The following is a 21,247-nucleotide window of genomic DNA, read 5'->3' as shown; positions in this document are numbered from 1 at the left end:
CCATCCTGTTAAAAGTATTTAGTTTAAAAAAGACTTGACCTCGTTTACAATAAAAGGTGTTTCCTTTAAATCAACAATTAACGAAGATAAAGAGATTCTTAGAAGGTAGGTTGCTAGTGTTTTGATTAATTTCAGTGATGTTAATATACAAAAGATGTTCCCTTCCGTCGTCTACAGAAGGGGGTTGGAATATTTTCAGAATGATCGGGTCAGAAATCTTTTATATGACATAAACTTCGATGTATGGACCGCTTCCGTTGCAGGTACTGAAGATTACTTTGTGGAAATTGAAACGGAAGAATTTAACCGTGGTTCCATTAATGCATACTGTGATTGTCCGGCATACGGCACATTCGGGCCGTGTAAGCATATTGCGGCCGTGATGCTTGCAATTGCCGATAGACAATCAGGCGGTAAAAAACAATTTTCCCGCAACTATTTTGCCTCTCAGAGCTTTATGCAGTCGATTGCGTCTTTGAACGACTTCCAGGCAGGTGTGGAATTAACGCATCGGAAAAAACCGCTGGATGTGGAATATACGTGCAAATGGACATATGATCATCATCTGCTTCTCGAAATGAAAGCCGGTGATTCCCGCAATCTGATTGTGAAGAATGCGGCCGAATTTCTGAGCGATGTGCATGAGGGCAGAGAGCATTATTTTACCAAGCGATTTACTTATGATCCTTCGGTACATGAAATCGATGAACAGGATAAGGAAATATTTGAATTGCTTTATAACGGTATTCGTAACGAAAAAATTTATGCGGACCGGATCTTTCATTATCGTGATACACCGGAGCGGACGGTCGTTATTCCGCCGTTGCTGGCAAAGACGTTGCTAAGACTGCTGGTGGAGCGGGATTTGACCGTTGAAACAAGTGCTGGAAAAACCTATCAGGATATTGAAATTGTCGAGGATGATCTGCCGTTTCATTTCAATTTGATCAAAGATGATGAGGGAGAATTGGTGCTGGAGATTGAGCAGTTGGAACGTATGACATATTTAAAGCTGTATGAACTTATATTTATAGAGGGAAGCTTTTATTTTCCATCAACAGATCAAATTCCGGTTGTTGAAAAAATCAGCTCACTTCCTCCAAGCCAGAAAAATCTTACCGTTCCAAAACAGCAGGCCGATTCGTTCATTTCGGAAGTTCTACCGCCATTGAAACGGGTTGGCGACGTGCAAATTGACGAAACGGTTTCATCGGAAATCATTCAGCATCCACTGGTTGCAAAACTGTACCTTGAAGTCAAAGATGGTGCCATTATAGGACAGCTGGAATATCATTACGGAGAGTATCAGATTGATCCGTTTAACGGGCATGACAGCAAAGATGCCATTATAATCCGTGATGTGGAAAAAGAACAGCAGGTCATGCACCTGATTGAGCATGCGAACTTTCATTACAACGGAAAGGAACTGTATATTAATCCAGATGAAGATGAGCTGTACGATTTCTTGTACCATATGCTCCCATTGATGGATGATTATGTGGAGTTGTATTTGACCTCAGCTATTCGGAATATGATTGTCGAACAGAAGCCGTCACCGAGTACGAATGTTAGTCTGGAATCGTCCTCCAATCTGCTTGATATCGGGTTTAATATTGACGGAATGGATGATTCAGAAATCAACCAGGTGCTGAATGCGGTAATGGAACGAAAACGTTACTATCGTTTGGAAAGCGGTGCATTGATGCCATTGGAAGGAGAGGAATTTTCCTCCATAAAGCAGCTGATGGATGATCTGGATATTAGAAAAGAAGATATGGAGGAAGGAAATGTCCGGATGCCTGTATTTCGCGGAGCACAGGTGGATGAATTAATTCATACGAAAAAAGCGTATGATCCGGCATTCCGCAAATTGCTGCATCAGCTTAAGTCTCCGGAAGAACAGGTTTATCCGCTTCCTGATGGATTGCAGGCTGAATTAAGAAACTACCAGATGACCGGCTATCAATGGTTTAAATCACTCAGTAATTATTATCTTGGCGGGATTCTGGCGGACGATATGGGGCTTGGTAAAACCATCCAAAGCATCGCTTATATGTTATCCGAACCAAGTGATAAGCCGCATCTGATTGTTGCACCATCATCGGTTTTATACAATTGGAAAAATGAGTGTGAAAAATTTGCCCCGACCTTAAAGACAGCCATTTTAACCGGAACGCCGAAAGAACGGGAGAAAATGATTGATGAATTTTCCTATATGGATGTTTGGATTACTTCCTATGCAACGCTGCGGCAGGATATAGCGCTGTACCGGGAAAAATCATTTCAGACGCTGATTTTGGATGAAGCACAATATATTAAAAATTACGCGACAAAAACTTCCAAGGCGATTCGGGAAATCAAGGCAAGCAGACGTTTTGCACTGAGCGGCACTCCAATTGAAAATTCGATTGATGAACTATGGGCCATTTTTCAGGTGATTTTGCCCGGACTGATGCCAAATCAGCGTGCGTTTAAGCAGAAGTCTCATGAAAAAATTGCTTCCATGACAAAGCCATTTATTTTACGACGGTTGAAAAAGGATGTATTAACAGAACTTCCGGAAAAAATTGAAACCGTCCATGTTTCCGAGCTGACGAAAGAGCAGAAGAACCTGTATATCGGCTATTGGCGGCAGCTGCAGCAGGAAGCAGCACAGTCCATGGAGGAAAACGGGTTTAACAAAAACCGCATGAAAATCCTTGCCGGGCTGACCAGACTTCGCCAAATCTGTTGCCACCCAGCTGTCTTTGCCGATAATTATGACGGGGAATCGGGCAAACTGAATCAGCTGATGGACACGATCAGAAATGCGATCGCCAACGGAAAACGCATGCTGATTTTTTCCCAATTCACCAGTATGCACGAAATCATTATCGATCGGCTGGCACAGGAGGGAATCGACTACTTTTACCTGCACGGACACACACCATCACAGGAACGAGTTCAAATGAGTGAGCGGTTCAACAATGGGGAGAAAAATGTTTTCCTTATTTCGCTGAAGGCAGGTGGCACGGGACTGAACCTGACAGGTGCCGATACCGTCATCCTGTATGACTTATGGTGGAATCCGGCTGTAGAGGATCAGGCTACTGGCAGGGCACACCGTTTCGGGCAAAAGAATGTCGTCCAGGTAATCCGGCTTATTACGGAAGGAACAATTGAGGAAAAAATTTACGAATTGCAGCAGAAAAAACGTGAACTGATTGATCAGGTCATTCAGCCCGGTGAGACAATGCTTTCCAGCCTCAGTGAGAAAGATGTCCGCGAACTGCTGAGTATTTAAGTGGAGTTGGGGCAAATCAAAAATGAAATATTGTTCGGGACTAGCGAAATATAGTTCTGGAGCGGCTCAGTTTACCAGTTAATTCATTTTTTCATTTGATTAAAACACGTTGTCCCAGCCTCATTCACGTTTGAATTTTTAAAAAATAGGGTATAGAATAGTGTAAAGATTAACTTCTTAAAGGGGATGGTCAATTTGGTATTACTTAAAGGTATATTAAAGTTTCTCGTCTCAAATCTTACGGTAGTTCTTGTCATTATCATGCTGCCGATATTCCTTGTAACGGACAGTGTAGCGATTTTTGATGATATTATGAATTATCTGTTCAACAACAAATCATAAGAAAAAACCAGATAGCACGTTCATCTGGTTTTTTCGTATGATAAGTTAAGGTTTCTTCGCTTCTTACTGATCAATTTGAAATAACTTCCTCGGACGTCCTTTTACATATGGTTTTTCTTCACCAACTACTTTAATCACCTCGCCTGCAAGCAGTTTTTTGACAGTACGTTCAGCACTGCGCTTTGTTACCTGATAATAGCCGGCGATGTCGTTTGCTGAAAATGGTTCATTATTTCGGACTTCGATAAAATCAATGAAATTATAGGAAAGCTCATTGTTCAGTCTGGCTTTATGAATCAGCGCACGATATAATTCTGACGTATTGAATTCCTTTTCCACCCCAAGCGGTCCGATTGTATCATTGCGCTCATTGACAATATAGCAGGTGCTTTCACTGGAATGCGAACATGCTTCCAATGCAGACTTTGCATTATCCTCAGCCTGTTTGGCAGTCAGCCCAAGCCCGAACCCGATATCGACCGGTATATTGAGGGTGCGTTGGATTTCCTGAAGCAGTGGGAAGTCACGGTAATGATTCGTAATGTGGTTCAGAATTCCCTGTGTACCAAACAGAACGAATTCATTGTTGCCGCTCGTCAGTACCGAAGAATAGGTTTTTCGGGCATATTTCAGCAGAATTTGATGCAGTTTCAACAACACCTCCTGTGCAAGCAAGTCACCTGTACGCTGTTTCACCACATCAAAATTCTTGATGCGGAAATAGCCGGCAACAATCTGGGCGTTTTTCGACTGATTGAGCGTGGCAATTGATTTGGCCTGTTCAATGGTCCGTTCGATGTTCAGCATTGGGATCTGCATACAGCTTGCCGGGATATTTTTTTCTCTCAGAATCAATTCCACTTCATGAATGGCTGTCAGTGCATAGTCAGATTTTCCCTGTTTCCACATCTCTTCATGAAAGGCAGCAATTCGGTCAAGGTCAATGTCGTTATCCTGACCGAAACTGTAAGTGTGAATTTCCGTGTCATCAATTTCCAGTTCACTTAAAACCTCATCAACATGATGGCTGTCCAATACATCAATGGATAAACGATTCAGTTCCTGTTTGTGGTAGTTTCTTACCCGGTAAAAAGAGGTCAGGATCATATATTCATCAAACGTAATCTGGACCGCCGGCAATCGTTTTTTGTCTATTTTTTCTTTTGCATATAAATATGGCAAAGCGCCGGCAAAAAGATAAATGTCACACATCACCGCCTTTTCCACAAGCTCGGCGGTTTCACTTGATTCGGAATATACAAATGGCACAATTTCCACATCATCCTGGTAATTAACATAGTTTGTAATCCGTGAGACTATCTCCTCGCAGCCAAATGCCGCTATTTTAACTTTCATTTAAATTACCCCCGTATTAATTTGATTGTATGTATGTAATAAGAAGTTTGCCAAGCTTAGCTATGATTTTTTTGCCGTCACCGTTATTCTCCCATCCTTCTGATAACACAACTGCATACAACTGTTTACCCTGAAATTTAAAAATAGCTGCTTCATGTTCGGTACCGGACAATTCCCCTGATTTGTGAAAAATGTGGACGTCCGAAGTTTCGGGAAGATAAAATGCCAGTTTGTCGCGAAATTGCTGTTGATACAATATTCGGAAAATTGATGTTCTGCATTCCGCTGATATCAGTAGATTCGTTTCACCGATCATCTTCAGAAAAGTGATCATGTCGGCAGCACTGGTCCAGTTTTCGTTACCGTGTAAGGACGCCTCTGCGTCCATGAATCGTCGCTGTAAAACGGTGTTATTACAGTTCAGGGTTTCGCTGAGCTGATTAACGGACTCTATTCCAACAGAATCCAGTACAACATTTGCTGCTGTATTGTCCGAAACAATAATCATCAATTCAAGCAGATTTATGTAAGGAAGACTCTTCACACCCGTCAAATTGGTAATAACTCCAGAACCTCCAACCTTCATGTTATCTTCAATTGATACAGTTTGATTGGCCTGAAGATTATTTTTTTCAATTTGACGAAATGCCTCAAGCAGGATTGGAACTTTTGCCAGACTTGCTGCTTTCCTCTGTACATTTTCATTGATTTTGATTTCACCATCATCCGTTGTAATGTAGATGGAAAAATTGCTGAAGGAATCCTGAAGCAAATCAGAGATACCGGATGTTAACTCGGAAAAATTAATAACTGCACCCACTTTCGAACCAGTATAACGAATCAATTAGCGACGTTATTCGCTAATTAGTTTTATCGTATTGAATTTTCGTAATATTGTCAAGAAGTATTTTTCGAATGTTAAAAATTCCTGGAAAAACGTATTATATGGTATGCTTAAAAGAAGAACCGACAGCGAATGGAGGACTTGAAGTGAATTTTTTAAATGACAGGCTATCAATTCGATTACCGCTTATTCAGGCGGGAATGGCAGGTGGAATCACAACACCGCAATTAGTTGCCGCCGTTGCCAATGAAGGTGCGCTGGGAACAATCGGTGCGGGATATATGGGAGCATCACAACTGAAAGAGGATATCCGGCAAGTGAAACAGCTGACAGAAGAACCCTTTGCCGTTAATCTGTTCGCTGTCAACCTCGAGTCATTTTCCAATGAAATTGCCCGCATGCAGCAGTTTCTTAATGGATTCAGAAGTAAACTGGAATTGGAAGACGGCGCAGATTTTATTAAAGTGAACGACTACCTGCATGAAAAAGTTCACGTTGTTCTTGAGGAAGACATTCCTGTTATCAGTACGGCGTTCGGTGTGCTTTCTCCTTTCCTGATTGAACGATTGAAAGAAAAAGACGTAACATTGATCGGCATGGCAACCAATCTTGATGAAGCGCGACAACTGGAAGATGCCGGGTATGATGCTGTGGTGGCACAGGGATATGAAGCTGGTGGTCATCGCGGCACATTCGATGTCAACAAATACCCGGATGGAAGCAACATTGGCCTGCATGTGCTTGTGCAGGAATTGATGGATCATCTTACAATTCCGATTGTCGCTGCTGGCGGAATACATAGTAAAAAGCAGGTTGATGCATTGCTGGAAATGGGTGTCGATGCTGTCCAGGCAGGCACAAAATTTTTAATCGCAAATGAAGCAGGAACCAATGCCGCGTATCGAAGAGCACTAATGAAAGCTGAGAGCGGCGCAACAAGCATTACCAACGTATTCTCAGGAAGGCCGGCGCGCGCCATTCGTAATCAATTTGTAAGGGAGCTGGAAGCAAGCGGCATCGCACCACTGCCATTCCCAATCCAAAATCAGATGACAAAGGATATCCGGGGGGCAGGAAAAGAATTTGCCATTGCCGATATGCAGTCACTTTGGGCCGGCCAGGGCGTCGGCGCCGTCCGGGAAGAAGAATCAGCAGCAGCCATCATTCAATCTATGGTCGGCAGCAGTAATGACGCTGATTGAATCTGTAGTATGCAGGGTTACCGGTAGCAGAAGGGAAAAGATCAACCGTTTGCAGAGGAATATCGACCGTGCGGAGGTGAACATCAACCGCAAAGAGGCGAACATCAACCGCAAGAGGGCGAACATCAACCGCAAAGAGGCGAACATCAACCGCAAGCGGGCGACATCAACCGCAAAGAGGGAAACATCAACCGCAATCGGGCGAACATCAACCGCAAAGAGGCGAACATCAACCGCAAGAGGACGAACATCAACCGCAAAGAGGAAAACATCAACCGCAAGCGGGAAACATCAACCGTAAGAGGGCGAACATCAACCGCAAGAGGACGAACATCAACCGCAAAGAGGAAAACATCAACCGCAAGCAGGCGAACATCAACCGCAAAGAGACCGAACATCAATCAGTCGAAACAATTTCCGGAAAAACAGAAGCCGTACCACCTTAAAAGTGATACGGCTTTTTGACATTTCTTACTCCATGCATCATCATTGCATGTTATAATGCGCTTTCACTTGTTCACGCAATTCCCGTTTCAAAAATTTCCCGACGGATGTTTTTGGTATTTCATCAAAAAACAATATATCATCAGGCAGCCACCATTTCGCAAACTGCGGTCGCAGGAATTCGAGCAAATCAGCTTTACTTGTTTTTTCGGCAAAGCCTTCATGCAGCACGACGCAGGCAATTGGTCGTTCTTGCCATTCCGGGTCAGGTATTGCAACGACACTCGCTTCGAAAACTCCGTCATGTGCCATGATGGCATTTTCAATATCCACCGAGGAAATCCACTCGCCGCCGCTTTTTATCAGATCCTTCGTTCGATCTACAATTTTAATTGTTCCTTCTTCATCTACTGTGACGACATCCCCGGTATGGAACCAGCCATCATGAAAAGCCTGCTCACTGCGGTCGTCATGGTAGTACTCACTGGCAATCCATGGTCCGCGCAGCAGCAATTCGCCCATTTCGTCCCCGTTCCAGGCTACCTCTCCATCGCTGCCGATCACTTTCATTTTAACTCCAGGCACAAGCATACCTTGTTTGGAGCGCTGGTCAAGTTTTGCTTCCACAGTCAAGTCCTGTTGATAGCTTTTTAAACGTGACAATGTGACGAGCGGGGTTGTCTCAGTTGCACCGTATGCATGAATGAACGGGATATTATATTTTTCTTCAAACGCCTGAATCAGTCCTTTTGGAGCCGCTGAACCGCCGCATAAAACTGCTCGCAGGCTTGATGTATCATAGCCTCCCTGATCTAGCTCACGCAATAACCCAAGCCAGATTGTGGGCACCCCGGCCGTGATGGTGACACGAAATTTTTCAATGAATGCTGCCAGCCGTTTCGGAGTGAACCGTGGCCCGGGCATAACTTGTGTTGTTCCAAACCACGTACAAGCAAAGGGGGTCCCCCAGGCGTTCACGTGAAATTGCGGGACAACAGCCATGGAAACATCCGACTCTGAAATCGCGGCGGAATCAGCCAGCCCAAGTGCGTAGCTGTGAAGGACAATGCCCCGGTGCGAATAGACGACTCCTTTTGGCTTGCCGGTTGTGGCGGAGGTATAGCACATGCCTGCGGGGTCATTTTCATCAATTGTTTTGTCAAATTCGAAATTCGGGTTTCCGGTGTGAAGCAACTCTTCGTATGAATACAGTGGAGCAAGCGCAGATTCGGGAAGTTCAGCTTTATCGGTCATAACAATGAATGCCTCAACCGTTTTGAGTTTATCCTTGACCGCTTCAACAAGTGGTAAAACATCTTCATCAATGAACAGAACTTTGTCTTCGGCGTGATTAATAATATAAATAATGTGTTCTGGTGACAGGCGGATGTTGATGGTGTGGAGAACGGCGCCCATTCCGGGAGCGGCAAAATAAATTTCCAAATGACGGTGATGATTCCAGGCTAACGTGCCAACCCTATCCCCTTTTTGAACCCCGAGATTTTCCAGTGTACTCATCAGCCGTCTAGTTCGTTTGCCAATGTCGGCATATGTGAGATGGTGCAGCTTATCATGTGTTTGCGATATAACTTCCTTTTTGGAAAAAAATTTTTCGGCATGTTCAAGCATTGGACCAACCAATAATGGAACTTGCATCATAACAATCATCCCCTTTTTCATTTTATACAGGCTTACTTCTATAATATCATATTATTTGAATAATTTTAAAAATCAATCTCAGTAAACAGAACAGAAATTACATGATACAATGAGTTTAACGGTAAATGCCGTCCACAAAGAGAAAAACATCGACTGTCGAGGGATCAGATGAAACGAAAAACGAAGAAAGCATTGAAAACAACTTTTTTGATAACCGGTGCCATGATAGGTGTGTTTATACTTGTTTCGATCCTTTTCATCAGATTGGCAGAAAATGAATTTAACAATTCCCGTCCTCTGATAAATGAAAAAGTATCGGATTATAAACCGGTTGTTGAGAAATATGCAAAACAATACGGTGTTACGGAACATGTTGATGTCCTGCTGGCAATGATGATGCAGGAGTCCGGCGGGAGAGGCAAGGATCCGATGCAGTCGTCCGAAAGTTATTGCGGTGAAAGGGGTTGTATCGACAATCCCAATTCGTCCATTAAACAGGGCGTTTATTATTTTTCACAGGCAATTAACGACGCCGATGGTGATGTGAAACTGGCCATCCAATCGTATAATTTTGGCAGAGGTTTTATTGATTATGTAAATGGAAAATCGGGAAAATACTCACTGGAACTTGCCATAGATTTTTCCCAAAAAATGTATAAAACTGCAGAAAATCAGGCTATTTATACATGTTTGCGGGAAGAAGCTGAAAAGTATAATGCATGTTACGGGGATATTTACTATGTTCGTGACGTTATGCAATATAAGCAGAAACTAACTGCGGAAAAACAAGGAGGAGTTTAAATGGTACGATCAATTTATACGAACAAAGCACCAGAAGCAATCGGTCCATATTCACAGGCGATACAGGCGGGAGATTTTCTGTATGTCTCCGGTCAAATTCCGATCAACCCTGAAACAGGACAAGTTGTCGAAGGAATTGAAAACCAGACAGAGCAGGTCATAAACAATTTAAAAGCTATTTTGAAAGAAGCGGAAGTTGAATTTGCCCAGGTAGTGAAATTCACAATCTATTTGAAATCAATGGATGACTTTGCGACGGTAAACGAGATATACGGAAGCTATCTGACTGACCCATATCCGGCACGGGCAACGGTTGAAGTGAGCCGTCTGCCAAAAGATGTGCTGGTGGAAATGGATGTTGTCGCATATAAACTATAAACATGGGAGGCGCAGTAATGGATAATTTTACGTTTCATAATCCGGTGAAATTGTTTTTCGGGAAGAATCAGCTTGCTGCGCTTCCCGGGGAGTTATCCGCCTACGGAAAAAAGGTGTTACTGCTGTATGGCGGCGGAAGTACTAAGCAAAATGGAATTTATGACGCTATTATGGAAGAATTAAGGAAAGTAAATGCTGAAACAGAAGAAATTTCCGGCATCGAACCGAATCCGAAACTATCAACAGTAAGACAGGCCGTGGAACACTGTAAACAGGAAGGAGTTGACTTTCTGCTTGCAGTTGGCGGTGGGAGCGTGATTGACGCTGCGAAGGCTATCGCAATAGGTGCCAAAGCCGATGCAGATATTTGGGACATCATTACGAAAAAAGAAAAACCAACAGATGCGCTGCCATTTGGAACGGTTGTTACGATAGCATCGGCAGGATCTGAGATGAATGCAAGTTCGGTTATCACCAATTGGGAAACAAACGAAAAGCAGGGATGGAGCTCTCCATTGACCTATCCGAAGTTTTCCATTTTGGACCCGACCTTTACATATTCTGTCCCGAAAGAGCAAACTGCATTTGGAATAGTTGATATTATGGCACATGTACTGGAAAATTACTTCCATCACACATCAAATACACCAGTGCAGGATGGTCTTTGTGAATCGATGTTGCGAAATTTGGTGGAAACCGGTCCACGCCTGCTGGAGGAACCTGATCATTATCAGTATCGCGAAACGGTCATGCTGAATTCGGTACTTGCCCGGAACGGCATGATCAATATCGGTTATAAGGGTGATTGGGGAACGCATGATTTGGAACATGCCGTATCAGCGATTCATGATATCCCGCACGCCGGTGGAATTGCCATCTTGTTTCCAAATTGGATGGAACACGTATTGGATAAACAAAATGCAGCGCGGTTTAAACAACTTGCTGTTCGCGTCTTTGATATAAGCCCAGAAGGTAAAAAAGATGTCGATGTGGCATTGGAAGGAATTGCGGAGCTGCGTAAATTCTGGAATCATCTTGGTGCACCGGAAAAATTGGCGGATTACGGGATTACAGCGAATCATGTCGAAGCAATAGCTGATAAAAGCGTTGCGGCGAAACCGGAGTATGGCAAATTTAAAATACTGAATCGACAGGACTCGATGGAAATTTTAAAAGCGAGCTTATGATGCAAACACAGTAATTTCGACAAGTATTTCCCGGGAAATATTTGTCGGAATTACTATTATTTCATCGAAAAATGTAGATTCGACAAACGCCATCAAAAATGAAAAGAACTGGCTGCTTATTGATAAACAGCCAGTTCTTCTTTAATTGCTGAACGAATTTTGTCCAGACATTCTTCAGGAGTGTTACCGAAGACGCGTTTGTTATTGACCAGTGCATATGGTTTTACCCGGCACAGCCCGCAGAATGATAAACATTCATTCATCAAAACCGCGACTTCGGGAAATTCCTTTTCAATAATTCCTTCTATATCCAAAGTAGTGATTGCATTCCCGTCACAAACTTCCACAACGACAATACCCATTGCTATCACTTTCTTTCTAATTATATAGTAACCTTCAATCAGTAGGGGTTCGCCACTGAATGTCGGACATTAATTGCCAGTTTGCGGGCGAAAAAATATCGCTCTGTTATTTTTAGCATATCCATTGGAACAAATCAACATTTATGATCACATTTCAATGTTAGCCGCGTGATGATGAGAAGGAATGAGAGTGTTTCCCCTCGTATTCATGCCGGTACCAGGCGATAAGCATGATGAACCCGCCAAGAATCAGCAGTCCGCTCGTTACAAAGAAGACGCCCATAAATCCATAGAAACCTGAGATGACACCACCAAGTGCAGGCCCAATAATATTCCCTAAAAAACGCAGGCTGGTATTGTAGCCAAGTACTTCCCCCTGCATTGACAGTGGTGCTTCCTGACGTATATAGGCTATTCTCACCGGTACAAGGCCGCCGATTGAAATGCCCAGTAAAAACCGCAATACAACAAGCTGCCAGATATTCGTGACAAATGCGCCAGGGAAATATACAATCCCCGCCATAAATAATAAAAAGATCATTATTTTTGTATACCCGATCCGGTCACCAAGTCTGCCCCACCGTTTGGCCATCAGCAGGTTGCCAAGTCCGGCAGCTGAAAAAGCCACCCCGGAGAAAAAAGCAATGTTCGCCGGCCCATGTATTTCGGCAACATACAGGGATAAGATCGGCTGGATACTGAAGTGGGCAATCTGTACAAGCGCTGAAAGGAGCATAACAACGAGCAGCACCGGGTTTTTAATCACGTGCAGCAACACTTCTTTTGTGGAATACGACTTAAATTCACTTTCATTATCATCTTTTTTAACAAGCAATTCTTTTACACCGAACAGAACAATCAGACCGGATGCCATGATTGTGATTGATGTCCAGCGAAAAGTGGGGGCGTATCCGAAGACATCAGCAAGCGCTCCGCCAAGCATCGGCCCCATTAATGCCCCGGTAATACTGCCGGTTTGCAGGGTTCCGAGTACCTGCCCGGCAATTTTTTTGGGAGTCTGCGTGGAAATCATCGCCTGGGACATTGGGATAAATCCGGTGAAAATTCCCATAAACAGCCTTAATAGAAACAGTTCCCAGACCGAATTGGCGAATCCCATCAGCAAAATCGAGACACCAAGCCCTGCAGCAGATAAAATCAGAATCTTTTTCCGGCCGAATTTATCACCAATGCGGCCCCAAATCGGTGAAAATATAAATGCCGTGACAAAGGTGATCCCAAAAATCCACCCCGACCATGTTTGCACGTAATCATCTGAGAAACTCCCGAATTCTTCAATATACAACGAGATGAACGGGAGAACCATGGTGATACTTCCTGCCACGAAAAAATTCGCAAACCACATAATGATTAAATTTCGCTTTATAGTAGGATTTTGTTCCGAAATAACAAATCCCTTCTTTCTCATAAATATTTCGATACCCTAAATATAGAGCAGTACAATGGAAAAGAAAATATAAATGCTCAAGTGTCCGGAGTTCGCACGATTCAGCAAGGGTTTTGCACGTTTTAAGTGAGATCGCACGTTTCGCCTGGATTTCGCGCGTTTTGATGCATGGTCCGTACGCTCCCTATAAAAGATTGGTTTGTATTGTTCTATTCCTTTATAATGTTAGTTGACAGTATCCTAAATAAAAAAGGAGCATTATCACAATGAAACGTGTCATTAAAATCAGTTTTATGTCGATATTGATTATTACATTAATTGCGGGATTTAGTGGGTCTGTTCTGGCAACAGGGCAGGGAATAAATGAGAAGCTTGGCGCCCCCATTATCGTATATGGGGAAACATTATCCGCATCGCAGGAGCAGGAAGTCAGAGAGCTGCTTGATGTGCAGAATCCGGAAAATGTGCAGGAATACACGGTTACAGGTGAAGATATCGCAAAATATATAAACGGAAACCCGAATTCCAATATGTATTCGTCGGCTAAAATAACCCGGGAAGAAAAGGGGAGCGGACTGAGTATCAACATTGTAACACCAGACAACATTACGCAGGTAACTACCGAAATGTATGCCAACGCGCTGCTGACTGCAGGCGTGGAAAATGCTACGGTCGATGTTGCCTCACCGGTAAAAGTGAGTGGCCATTCAGCCTTGACCGGAATTTATAAAGCATATGATGAACAGGGTGTTACATTGGATAAGGATCGGATGCAAGTTGCCGATGAAGAACTGGGTGTCGCTACTGATCTGGCAAATAACGAGGGACTAAGCCAGGAGAAAGTAAGTGAGCTGCTGACAGAAATCAAAAAAACAATTGCTGAACAAAATCCCGCCACCAAAGAGGAAGTCAGGCAAATTGTTGAAGAGGAATTGAATAATCTTGAAATTTCCTTAAGTGATGCCGACCGTCAGATGCTAATCGACTTATTTGAAAAAATGCGTAATCTCGACATTAATTTTGATAACGTGTCATCACAGCTTGAAGACATTGCATCACAGGTACAGGACAAAATCAGTGACATTGTGAATGATGAAGGATTCTGGACCAAAGTAAAAAACTTCTTTCAGGACATCTTTAACGCTATCCGGAACTTCTTTCAAAGTATTTTTGGGTAATATAGCTGCGGGTATCATTACGTGTGCCCGCCTACATAATTATTGGAGATGAAACAATGCAGGACAAAATGACGTCATCACAAAAGTGGTCGATCACCCTGTTTACGATAGGGGTGTTCATGGCAGGACTTGATAACGGAATAATCAGTACCGCGCTGACAACGATTAATGATTCATTCGGTGTTTCCGCATCGTGGGGTGCGTGGAGCATTACCATTTATACGCTCGGGATCGCAATCAGTGTGCCGATTATCGGAAAATTTTCGGATAAGTATGGCCGAAAACGTCTGTTTATCATAGAAATTGTACTGTTTGGGATGGGTTCTCTGCTGGTTTCGATCAGTCCCACATTTCCTGTCTTGCTTGTATCGCGTTTTATTCAAGCGATCGGTGGTGGAGGGATCTTTATTATTGGCAGTTCACACATTCTGGCGACACTTCCAAAGGACAAGCAGGGCAAGGCGCTGGGCATGCTCGGCGGAATGCACGGGCTGTCTGCAATTATCGGGCCGAACCTTGGTGCAGTTATTTTAAATGTAACTGATAACTGGCAATGGATGTTCTTGGTTAACATTCCAATTGCTATTTTTTTGGTGATTGCCGGGATGGTTAAAATAGATGAATCTCAGCCGGGGTCAGCAAACGCTTTGGATTACAAAGGTATTGTCCTCTTAAGTTTGGCAATAATGGCGGTGATGTATGGGATAACAGGTATGGAGAGTAAATCCGTACTGTCGTTAATCCTGTTTATTTTAATCGGTTTGTTGCTGTTCGCAGGTCTGCTGAGACATGAACGTCACTTGGAGCAAAGGGGTGGCGATCCTATCTTGTCCTATTCCTTGTTTCGAACAAAGTTATTCCAAATAACGCTCATACTTGGAATCCTTTCCGGCGGCTTTCTGGCTGGGATTGTTTTTATTCCGTCATATGTACAACAGGTGCTGCAGGTGCCGGTTGAAAATGCTGGTTATTGGCTGACTCCAATGGCAGTTGCTTCCGGGATAGGTGCAGGACTTGGTGGGTATATGACGGATAAAAAAGGACCATCCCAAGCGGTTGTACTATCAGGAGTTATCGGCCTGATCGGGTTCGGGATGTTTCCATTAATGGTTAACGGTTTTTGGACCTTTTTTGCAGCAAGCTCATTGGCTGGTATCGGATTGGGTATCCTGTTGGGGGCACCGCTGAATGTGCTGGCAGGGAACAGTGCACAGGAAAATGAGCAAGGTTCGGCATTAGGAACGTTATCGCTGGTAAGACAAGTTGGACTTACATTGTTTCCAACGTTATATGCCGGCTTCATTGCCAGTGGTGTATCAAAGGCGGAACAAACTCTCCAGGATTCATTCGCGGGGAAGGTACCATTTGAAATTTCGGGGAGTAATTACAATGACTTGGCCGATAAAATAAACCAAATTACCGATCCCGGACTGCAGCATGAACTCTTTGCTGTACTATCTCATATTTTGCAATCGGGATTTGACGGACTGTTTCTGACCGCGGCATTTCTATCATTTCTGGTTATTGCAGCCGGATTATTTCTGGCGGGGAAGCGTAATGCTGCCAGAAAACGGTCATAGCAGCATTTTCAAATATGTTCCTGTTACGAAAGCGCATGCTTTTTTGTAATAAATGATCCACTCGTTACAAACCTATTATAATTGTAATATTTTATTGCTAGATTGGTAACCTGTGTAACACACTCTTAAATCTCCTGTAACTGCATTGGTCATGCTCCTGTGATAGAGTATTGATTGTCGGAAATTTAAGGAGGGACCACCAATGAAGAAATTAGTAGCCGCAATTGCTACTGGTGTCATTATCGCTGGCGCAACTGTATCTACTGCATCAGCTGAAGAGTATAAAGTAGAAGAAGGAGATACCCTTTGGCAAATTGCACAAGAGTATGATACAACCGTTAATGAATTGAAAGAAGCAAATGACTTAAAAACGACTGTCATTCATCCAAAACAAAAACTATTTATAAATGAAATATATAAAGTTCAAAACGGCGATACATTATATGGAATTGGGAAAGAATACGATGTTTCCGTTCAGGATTTAAAAGAATGGAACAACCTGGAGTCAAGTGTGATTACGGTTGGCCAAGAACTGCAAATTAATGGTGTGAATGTAGGCGAAGACAACGCTGCACCAGCAGAAGTAAATGAACAAAGCACTGAAGAAACAGACAAATCTGCTTCAGAAAATACATCCAATGAAACGGACAAGAGTGCAGCACAAGGCGAATCAAATACAGCAGAAGCTGCGGAAGCTTCCAATGACAATCCTGAAGGTAAAACCATTTCCGTATCCGCAACAGCTTATACTGCTGATTGCCCAGGGTGCTCCGGTGTAACGGCAACTGGTGTTGACCTGAATGCAAATCCAAACGCCAAAGTAATTGCAGTTGATCCGAATGTAATTCCTTTGGGTACTAAAGTATATGTAGAAGGCTATGGTTATGCTACTGCTGCTGATGTCGGCGGTGCCATTCAGGGCCATGAGATAGATATACATGTTCCATCAAAAAGTGAAGCTTATGAGTGGGGCGACCGTACAGTTGATGTAACAATCGTAGAATAATAGAATATGAACAACAATAACAAAGGAAAGCATCCTGGTCGATGCTTTCCTATCTCCTATATTCAGCTAAGTTGTAACCTGAATTTGTTGAGAAATAATAGTGGATCAATATATCAGGAAGGCTAAAAAAATAATAGAAATAAACAGAATAAATTGTGAGGATTTAGTGCAATGCTTTGTGGGTATTATGATTGTTTTAACTTATAGATGTCTTTCTCCAATTCTTGCACTTTACTGGCTAAAAATTTTAATTCATTGGAATGATTTTCTACCACAGCATTACTTGTTTGTTTTGTGAGCAAATCTAATTTTTGATTTAACTGCTTGAATCCAGTCTTCGTCTCTTGCTTAAAATCGGTAATTTCCACTTTTAAGCCGTTTACTTCTTGCTTGACATCAGTCATTTCCACTCTTAAGACGGTTACTTCTTGCTTGACATCAGTCATTTCCACTTTTAAACCGTTCACTTCTTGTTTTAAATCAGTCACATGCAGTTCAAAACCGTTTAGTTCCTGCTTGACATTAGCCATTTCCAGTTTCAAACCATTCATTTCTTGTTTAAAATCATGCATTGCTGTTTTGGAATCCTGCTGACCTTTTTCCAGTGTTTCCAACTTTTCAAGAATACGGTGCATCAATGTCTCGCTTTCCAACAAAATCACCTTCCTTTTCTAGTTTATATTATACCACAACTTCTGCAAACTAAATGGGAATATAAATAAGAGCCTGCTTCAATCAATTTTTTGAAGAAACAGGCTTTGAACTTTAGTTTTATAAACTTAACGCTATTGAAGCCAACATCAATTAATGACGATTGAGTTGTCATTTTCCTCATGCTTTGGCTCAACAATGTCGTTTGCATCGTCAGTAGACTGTGTGTATCCGATAATTCCAAAGCTAATGACCAATGTCAAAAAAACAGCGATTAATAGTTTTTTCATCTTGCTTTTTCCTCCAGTTTTGCAAAGCTATTTCCAGTATAATAAAATTAATAGAATCCTTCCATAGTTTTTGTGATATTTTCCTAGCAATTTCTACAAAATTTGATAAGTTATGGGAATGGTGCATTTTCAGCTGTAACTGTCAAATACTATATGCAATGTGTTAAACTGTACTTAGAAATATCTACATAATAAGGAGGAACTTTTGAATGACAAGTAAAGTATTGCATAGCTTTCTTGAGGAAAATATTGATGATTTAAAACAACGCGGCTTATATAATGAAATTGACCCGGTACAGGGTGCTAATGGTCCGGTTATTACTATTGACGGCAAAAAACTGATTAACCTTTCATCCAACAACTACTTGGGACTTGCGACAGATGATCGTTTGAAAGAAGTGGCTAAAGAGGCAGTAGACTCACATGGGGTTGGTGCCGGCGCGGTTCGTACCATTAACGGGACATTGGATTTACATATGGAATTGGAAAAAAAACTTGCGGAATTTAAGGGAACGGAAGCGGTCATTTCCTATCAGTCCGGTTTTAACTGCAATATGGCAGCGATTTCAGCGGTGATGGATAAAAACGATGCAATTCTTTCCGATGCACTGAATCACGCATCCATTATTGACGGCTGCCGACTTTCCAAAGCAAAGATTATTCCATTTGAACATTCAAATATGGAAAATCTTCGTCAAAAAGCAAAAGAAGCCGTCGAATCTGGTCAGTACAATAAAATAATGGTGATTACGGATGGCGTATTTTCGATGGATGGCGACATTGCCAAATTGCCGGAAATCGTCGAAATCGCCGAGGAATTTGACTTGATTACGTATGTCGATGACGCGCATGGGTCAGGTGTGCTTGGCAAAGGTGCCGGGACTGTTAAGCATTTTGGTTTGCAGGATAAAGTCGATTTTCAAATGGGAACACTGTCGAAAGCAATTGGCGTCATCGGCGGATATGTTGCCGGTAAGACTGAACTGATTGACTGGCTCAAAGTTCGTTCCCGTCCATTCCTGTTCTCAACAGCCGTCACACCTGCAGATGCAGCAGCAAGTACGAAAGCGGTGGAGCTGTTGCTCGAATCAACAGATCTGAATGAAAAACTTTGGGAGAACGGGGATTACTTGAAAGACGGTCTTAAAAAACTCGGCTTTGACATCGGAAACAGTGAAACACCGATTACACCGTGCATTATCGGCGATGAAAAAGATGCACAGAAATTCAGTAAACGGCTGAATGAAGAAGGCGTTTATGCAAAAGCCATCGTTTTCCCGACCGTACCTAGAGGAACAGGACGTGTCCGCAACATGCCGACCGCCGCACATACGAAGGAAATGCTCGATGACGCAATTGCCATTTACGAAAAGGTAGGAAAAGAAATGGGTCTCATCTAAACCAGATGAGACTTTGATTTGCACATTACACACAACACGATGAAAAGTAGAAGCTTTTTTAAGGAATGCTGGAGGTAAACAACATATGAAGAAGATTTTGGTTACAGGGGCTCAGGGGCAAATTGGTTCTGAGCTTGTTACAACATTACGGCAACATTATGGGTCATCCAATGTCGTTGCGACGGATATTCGGGAAAGAAGCGGGGAAGATGGTCCATTTGAAATTGTTGACGTTACAAATGCTAATGATTTATTTACCGTTGCAAAAAAATATAACGTCGATACGATCATGCATCTGGCAGCACTGCTCTCGGCCAATGCTGAAGCAAATCCGCAAAAAGCATGGGATTTGAACATGGGGGGATTGATGAACGCGTTGGAAGTGGCCCGTGAACGTAATTTGCAATTTTTTACCCCGAGTTCCATTGGAGCATTTGGTCCGACAACACCGAAAAAAAGTACACCACAGGATACAATTCAGCGTCCGACAACGATGTATGGCGTGAATAAAGTCGCCGGTGAATTGCTTTGTGATTATTATTACAACCGATTCGGAGTAGACACAAGGGGCGTTCGCTTTCCCGGCCTGATTTCCTATGTCACACCACCAGGCGGCGGGACTACCGATTACGCTGTGGAAATCTATTATGAGGCATTAAAAAATAAAACGTACACATCCTATATCGCTGAAAATACATACATGGACATGATGTACATGCCGGATGCATTGCATGCGATAATGAAATTGATGGAGGCGGATCCCGACAAACTGGAGCATCGTAATGCATTCAACATTTCATCCATTTCCGCTTCACCGGCCGATTTTGCCAAAGAAATTCAAAAGCATCTGCCAGAATTCGAGATTTCCTATGATGTCGATCCGGTACGCCAGGAAATTGCCGAAAGCTGGCCCGACAGCATCGACTCATCAGTTGCATCAAAGGAATGGGGCTTTGAACCAGAATACAATCTGGAAGGCATGACAAAGGATATGCTGGAGAAAATACGTGAAAAATAAATTTTTGAAACAACCCGCAGTATTATTGGAGTGCTGCGGGTTGTTTAATTTTTATCTCATAAAGGTGGTAATAAAATTGGGTAATGACCGAGGAATTCACACTTGAACAAGGATTGATGTGGAAATTCAAAAGACGAATGATAGAATCGAGTTTATCCATAAACAGTTTTTTAGTGTTTCATATTTCCTGTTCTTCCTTGTGCTGCATCAATATATATCTAAACTAAAGTAATTGTAAAGAGATTGTTTTTTATTTTTAAGAGTTATGCTACTATTTAAAATAATTGGATTGATTTTTTTTAGGGAAGGTGGGACTGTTTTGAAGATAAAGCTTCTGTTGGTTGTTTCAATTGTATTATCGTTTGTTTTAGTGGCCTGTTCCGGGGAAGAAAAAAAGACGAAACCGGATTATACGGTGGAAGAGGCGGTAAATGATGGTCATCTAGTGGTTCAGAATTTAGGTGAAAATCTAGATGAAGTGATACGGGATGGAAAAATGGAAACGAAACAATTAAATAAGATATTTGAATTTAAGAAGATGGCGGACCAGGGAAAGGAAGCAAACGTGAAGATCACCATTTTTAATAAAGATGGCACTTATGCAACTAATAAACTCAGCTTCACTGGAAAGAAGTATGTTTTTGAAAACAACTATGCTGGATATCAATCTTCTAAAGGCACTTTTACATGCGATTATTTTAATCTAATGCGTGGCACCGCTGAACTTCAAATGTGCAAAAACAATGAAGGTAAACAGTTAAAACGAATGACGGTATTAATAAGTGAAATGAGTCAATTTCATAATTGCTCTTTTTAAAAATACAAAGACCTGCAGAATTTAAAAAATTGTATTTTTAA

The 21,247-nt window shown here is 42.4% G+C and carries 20 protein-coding genes; 13 read left to right on the top strand and 7 right to left on the bottom strand.

The window, feature by feature from the left end; all coding sequences use genetic code 11:
* Window positions 1-121 precede the first annotated feature (121 nt).
* Together ABD010_RS12500 and ABD010_RS12495 are read left to right on the top strand one after the other, a co-directional pair.
* The gene (locus ABD010_RS12500; protein WP_343813560.1) at window positions 122-3,283 is read left to right on the top strand and encodes an SNF2 helicase associated domain-containing protein; all 3,162 of its coding nucleotides are present in this window, start codon (window positions 122-124) and stop codon (window positions 3,281-3,283) included.
* A 195-nt stretch (window positions 3,284-3,478) separates the two neighbouring features.
* Window positions 3,479-3,625, top strand: a complete 147-nt coding sequence (locus ABD010_RS12495; protein ID WP_343813557.1) for a hypothetical protein — start codon at window positions 3,479-3,481, stop codon at window positions 3,623-3,625.
* Between the two features lie 63 nt (window positions 3,626-3,688).
* Here ABD010_RS12495 and ABD010_RS12490 read toward each other — a convergent pair whose 3' ends face one another.
* Window positions 3,689-4,981: a hypothetical protein gene (locus ABD010_RS12490; protein ID WP_343813554.1), complete on the bottom strand. Its 1,293-nt coding sequence runs from the start codon at window positions 4,979-4,981 to the stop codon at window positions 3,689-3,691.
* A gap of 16 nt (window positions 4,982-4,997) precedes the next feature.
* Complete coding sequence (locus tag ABD010_RS12485) at window positions 4,998-5,825, bottom strand: serine hydrolase (RefSeq protein WP_343813551.1); 828 nt, start codon at window positions 5,823-5,825, stop codon at window positions 4,998-5,000.
* A gap of 71 nt (window positions 5,826-5,896) precedes the next feature.
* Between ABD010_RS12485 and ABD010_RS12480 the strand changes: the two genes are divergently transcribed.
* Together ABD010_RS12480 and ABD010_RS12475 are read left to right on the top strand one after the other, a co-directional pair.
* Window positions 5,897-7,027 carry an NAD(P)H-dependent flavin oxidoreductase gene (locus tag ABD010_RS12480; protein WP_343813548.1) on the top strand — a complete coding sequence of 377 codons (1,131 nt, stop codon included), beginning with the start codon at window positions 5,897-5,899 and terminating at the stop codon, window positions 7,025-7,027.
* Window positions 7,014-7,328 (top strand): hypothetical protein, encoded by a 315-nt coding sequence (locus tag ABD010_RS12475; protein ID WP_343813546.1) that lies wholly within the window; start codon window positions 7,014-7,016, stop codon window positions 7,326-7,328. The genes ABD010_RS12480 and ABD010_RS12475 overlap by 14 nt, the downstream gene beginning before the upstream one ends.
* Before the next feature lie 185 nt (window positions 7,329-7,513).
* On the opposite strand, the gene ABD010_RS12470 is transcribed toward ABD010_RS12475, so the two are convergent.
* Window positions 7,514-9,130 (bottom strand): long-chain fatty acid--CoA ligase, encoded by a 1,617-nt coding sequence (locus ABD010_RS12470; protein WP_343813543.1) that lies wholly within the window; start codon window positions 9,128-9,130, stop codon window positions 7,514-7,516.
* Window positions 9,131-9,298: 168 nt separating this feature from the next.
* On the opposite strand from ABD010_RS12470, the gene ABD010_RS12465 reads away from it, so the two are divergent.
* The 3 genes from ABD010_RS12465 to ABD010_RS12455 are packed head-to-tail and all read left to right on the top strand — an operon-like array spanning window position 9,299 to window position 11,496.
* Entirely contained in the window at window positions 9,299-9,931 is a 633-nt protein-coding gene (locus tag ABD010_RS12465; RefSeq protein ID WP_343813541.1) for a lysozyme family protein, read from the top strand.
* Window positions 9,932-10,309 carry a RidA family protein gene (locus ABD010_RS12460; RefSeq protein ID WP_343813539.1) on the top strand — a complete coding sequence of 126 codons (378 nt, stop codon included), beginning with the start codon at window positions 9,932-9,934 and terminating at the stop codon, window positions 10,307-10,309.
* Window positions 10,310-10,326: 17 nt separating this feature from the next.
* Window positions 10,327-11,496, top strand: a complete 1,170-nt coding sequence (locus ABD010_RS12455; protein WP_343813537.1) for an iron-containing alcohol dehydrogenase — start codon at window positions 10,327-10,329, stop codon at window positions 11,494-11,496.
* A gap of 116 nt (window positions 11,497-11,612) precedes the next feature.
* On the opposite strand, the gene ABD010_RS12450 is transcribed toward ABD010_RS12455, so the two are convergent.
* Entirely contained in the window at window positions 11,613-11,858 is a 246-nt protein-coding gene (locus tag ABD010_RS12450; protein WP_174615030.1) for a YuzB family protein, read from the bottom strand.
* A 160-nt stretch (window positions 11,859-12,018) separates the two neighbouring features.
* Window positions 12,019-13,287: an MFS transporter gene (locus tag ABD010_RS12445; RefSeq protein ID WP_343813534.1), complete on the bottom strand. Its 1,269-nt coding sequence runs from the start codon at window positions 13,285-13,287 to the stop codon at window positions 12,019-12,021.
* Between the two features lie 245 nt (window positions 13,288-13,532).
* Here ABD010_RS12445 and ABD010_RS12440 point away from each other — a divergent pair, with 245 nt between their 5' ends.
* The 3 genes from ABD010_RS12440 (at window position 13,533) to ABD010_RS12430 (ending at window position 17,030) form a co-directional block, all read left to right on the top strand.
* The gene (locus ABD010_RS12440; RefSeq protein WP_343813532.1) at window positions 13,533-14,444 is read left to right on the top strand and encodes a DUF1002 domain-containing protein; all 912 of its coding nucleotides are present in this window, start codon (window positions 13,533-13,535) and stop codon (window positions 14,442-14,444) included.
* Window positions 14,445-14,500: 56 nt separating this feature from the next.
* The gene (locus ABD010_RS12435) at window positions 14,501-16,024 is read left to right on the top strand and encodes an MFS transporter (protein WP_343813530.1); all 1,524 of its coding nucleotides are present in this window, start codon (window positions 14,501-14,503) and stop codon (window positions 16,022-16,024) included.
* A 202-nt stretch (window positions 16,025-16,226) separates the two neighbouring features.
* Window positions 16,227-17,030, top strand: coding sequence for a LysM peptidoglycan-binding and 3D domain-containing protein (locus tag ABD010_RS12430; RefSeq protein WP_343813528.1), 804 nt, complete (start codon window positions 16,227-16,229; stop codon window positions 17,028-17,030).
* A gap of 185 nt (window positions 17,031-17,215) precedes the next feature.
* Here ABD010_RS12430 and ABD010_RS12425 read toward each other — a convergent pair whose 3' ends face one another.
* Together ABD010_RS12425 and ABD010_RS12420 are read right to left on the bottom strand one after the other, a co-directional pair.
* Complete coding sequence (locus tag ABD010_RS12425; protein WP_343813526.1) at window positions 17,216-17,686, bottom strand: hypothetical protein; 471 nt, start codon at window positions 17,684-17,686, stop codon at window positions 17,216-17,218.
* A 144-nt stretch (window positions 17,687-17,830) separates the two neighbouring features.
* Complete coding sequence (locus tag ABD010_RS12420; RefSeq protein ID WP_343813524.1) at window positions 17,831-17,971, bottom strand: hypothetical protein; 141 nt, start codon at window positions 17,969-17,971, stop codon at window positions 17,831-17,833.
* A 209-nt stretch (window positions 17,972-18,180) separates the two neighbouring features.
* Between ABD010_RS12420 and ABD010_RS12415 the strand changes: the two genes are divergently transcribed.
* The 3 genes from ABD010_RS12415 (at window position 18,181) to ABD010_RS12405 (ending at window position 21,206) form a co-directional block, all read left to right on the top strand.
* Window positions 18,181-19,371 (top strand): glycine C-acetyltransferase, encoded by a 1,191-nt coding sequence (locus ABD010_RS12415; protein WP_343813523.1) that lies wholly within the window; start codon window positions 18,181-18,183, stop codon window positions 19,369-19,371.
* An 85-nt stretch (window positions 19,372-19,456) separates the two neighbouring features.
* Window positions 19,457-20,389: an L-threonine 3-dehydrogenase gene (locus ABD010_RS12410; protein WP_343813522.1), complete on the top strand. Its 933-nt coding sequence runs from the start codon at window positions 19,457-19,459 to the stop codon at window positions 20,387-20,389.
* Between the two features lie 319 nt (window positions 20,390-20,708).
* Complete coding sequence (locus ABD010_RS12405) at window positions 20,709-21,206, top strand: hypothetical protein (RefSeq protein ID WP_343813521.1); 498 nt, start codon at window positions 20,709-20,711, stop codon at window positions 21,204-21,206.
* The last annotated feature ends 41 nt before the right edge of the window (window positions 21,207-21,247 follow it).

Source organism: Virgibacillus siamensis (assembly GCF_039522605.1).
In the GTDB taxonomy this organism is placed as follows: Bacteria; Bacillota; Bacilli; order Bacillales; family Amphibacillaceae; genus Lentibacillus; species Lentibacillus siamensis.
Note: the sequence above shows the minus strand (reverse complement) of the source record. Positions and strands in the feature narration are given on the sequence as shown.